This is a genomic window from Hydrocoleum sp. CS-953 (assembly GCF_002260545.1).
In the GTDB taxonomy this organism is placed as follows: Bacteria; Cyanobacteriota; Cyanobacteriia; order Cyanobacteriales; family Microcoleaceae; genus Trichodesmium.
The window spans coordinates 1-2,914 of record NZ_LGSU01000373.1 but is presented as its reverse complement, the minus strand read 5'-3'; the positions used below and the strand labels follow the sequence as shown (position 1 = coordinate 2,914).

Below are 2,914 nucleotides of genomic sequence, written 5' to 3'. Positions count from 1 at the left end.
TTACCAATGGATCATTGATAATTGAGAATTAATCAATTCAATTTTATTCCCTTCTATTTCAAGAGAATAAAAGTAATAGGAGATTTTCTTTTCTTCAATCTTCTTGGTTTTAAGCATCAGGTAATTATCCATTATTCATTATCCATTACCCATTAATCAATAGCCTAGTTTTTCACCTAAACCAGATCCTTTTTCAGCCGTAATTATTAGTATTTGTTGGCTGTTGTTAACAAATTAATAACTGTCAATCGACCTTTGTTGGTAAAACTACTTTTAAACCTATATTTCATCCTTGCGCCTCTANCTTCTTGGTTTTAAGCATCAGGTAATTATCCATTATTCATTATCCATTACCCATTAATCAATAGCCTAGTTTTTCACCTAAACCAGATCCTTTTTCAGCCGTAATTATTAGTATTTGTTGGCTGTTGTTAACAAATTAATAACTGTCAATCGACCTTTGTTGGTAAAACTACTTTTAAACCTATATTTCATCCTTGCGCCTCTATTTCTAATTTTGGCGTAGCATCAATAGTTGAAGTTAATGATGGTACAGGCATATTTTTCATTTCCCAGACTTTAATTAGTATGAGATATTCGTAGAAAGCTTGCAAGGTACACCAAGCTAATCCAGCTTGGCCATCAAGGCATCCTCTGAGAAAAATATACATATATATGAAGCGAACTATTGGTCTGAAGGGTAAGCGTAGGGAAAAGTCTTTGAGGGCACGTCGTCTCTCTACTTCAGAAGCGCCAAAAAATAGATTTTTCCAAGATACACTTCCTGTTTCTAGTTGTTTAACTGTTTCAGCAGCTTCATCTGTAGAATAACGATTGTGCTTTTCTATCCAACGGGAAATACCTTTACTACAAGTATAATGAGGATAAGTTTCTTGCAAAAAACTTGTAGGGCCATCACACTCTTCTCTTTCTGTGTGACCATAGTCACTAAACCAGACTTTATCCTTGCGAAATAGACGCATCTGGTATCGGGGATATTGGGTGCTGTGACGAATCCAACTGCCCATAAATAAGACTCTTTCTGCAACGTAATACCCTATGTATTCTTGACTTTGGATTGTTTTTAGGCATTCGTTAAATAGCTCTGGGGTCATCCGTTCATCCGCTTCTAGGATATAAACCCACTCATATTTGGCCGGAACTTCCTGTAACATCCATGTTCGCTGTCGTCCATGGCTTTCAAATTTATGTTGGACTATTTTTACAGGATAAGATTGAGCTATTTCTACAGTCCGATCGCTACTAAAGGAATCAACTATCATAATGTCATCTGACAGCATTGCTGACTCAATACAAGCAGCGATATCTATTTCTTCATTGTAAGTCAGTATATAAATTGAGAACATTCGATAAATTTCAGTAATTGCTCTTTGTTAAAGCTCACAATTTGGGTGATTAATTCAATTAAATAAATACCCAATGATAGGGCATTGAGCATAAGGTTTAAGTTGACACTTTACCTTTTTTTTAATAATTTTAATTTGCTCTTACTGCCCTGTCTAATTATTAAAGTGGGGTTGCACATTAAAGAATGATAATAGATTTTAAACTGTATATATATTGAGGAAAGAATTATCCAAAAATATCTACTTTCAGATTTCATCATTCCTGATTGTGCAACGCCATTAAAGTTATCTCTAAACTTTGAGATATTTGCCCATTATCTAGCAGGATTTTGGCGACGCCCTTTACCTTTAAGAATTCCCATATTTTTTAATCCTGTCCAACCAATCATAATATAGCCTACTGCTAAAAGTAAGCTGCTCAGACCAGTTCTCAGACTAGATTTAAAAGAGTTTGTATTAGCTTGTGCTTCTAATTCTTGCTTACGACTACGAATTCGAGTTAGAAGTTGATTTGGTAATTGTTCTGCTTGACGATTGAGAAATTCATCAATAACTTGAGGATTATCTTTTGATTGTTCCAGTAAACTTTTTACTTGGGTTGGTAATTGATCGTTTTCTAATGCTTCATTTAACCTAGTTTCATCTGCTAGTAAATTAGTAATTTGATTTTTTAATTGACTTCGCCTTTGCTGGATCTGATTTTTAAATTCGCTACTACCAATACGGGTTTCTAGTTGTGTTTCTGCTTGGCTTGCTTGTTGATCGATGCGTTGAATGGCCTCAGCTCTAGCTTGACTTGTATTATTTAAGTGTATAGGAAATAGTAATAGATATATCAGTCCTAATAAGCTAGCTAGTAAAAGTGCCCAAAATCTCAAATCTAATATTGGGGATTTTGAGTTATCTTGAAGGCCAGAATTACTGCTTACCCAATAGCCTGTGACTAATAAGGCCATTCCTACCATAGGAATAATCCCCCGATCGACTATTTGAGTTGTTAGACCAATTTGCCATGCTCTACTACTGATGTTAAATGGAATTGATAGGACTATAAAGTCAAGTAGAGAGGACAAAATCATAATTACTCCTACTATCGTAAGAGTGTTAGAAGCTATAGAGGAATATTGACGGATATTTGTTGCTTTCATGGAATTGTTCTGAGTTCTAAGTTATTGTTCACTGGACAATTAAGGTCTGAAATGTTGAGGATGCATTCTATTCCTGATGGCGGAAATATATTTTCCCTATCTTTTAGATAAATAGCAGTCTGTTTTTACAATTATGACAGAGTTGAACCACAGTCTATCAGTCTTTTTATCTTTACTCAGGACTTGCTCACTCAAACCCAGAAACCTTTTTTTTCCTAGATGTTGATTGTTCAAACCAAGAATTTTTCCTAGCAACCGGGTTTCGCATAAGTCAGTCCTATTTACTATTATTTTTAAATTTATGGAACAGAACTGTCTATCGTACAATCCTAGCTTATAATGGATGGAGTTAAACCTGTTCTTGAGAAATCTAATTTTGTTGATTTACTATACTATTTT

At 34.5% G+C, this 2,914-nt stretch carries 2 protein-coding genes; both read right to left on the bottom strand.

The window, feature by feature from the left end; all coding sequences use genetic code 11:
• Window positions 1-491: 491 nt before the first annotated feature.
• Window positions 492-1,367 (bottom strand): glycosyltransferase family 2 protein, encoded by an 876-nt coding sequence (locus AFK68_RS03565; RefSeq protein WP_094671626.1) that lies wholly within the window; start codon window positions 1,365-1,367, stop codon window positions 492-494.
• Between the two features lie 314 nt (window positions 1,368-1,681).
• A complete protein-coding gene (locus AFK68_RS03560) occupies window positions 1,682-2,515 on the bottom strand; it encodes an HpsJ family protein (RefSeq protein WP_094671625.1) in 834 nt (277 codons plus the stop codon).
• Window positions 2,516-2,914: the final 399 nt, after the last annotated feature.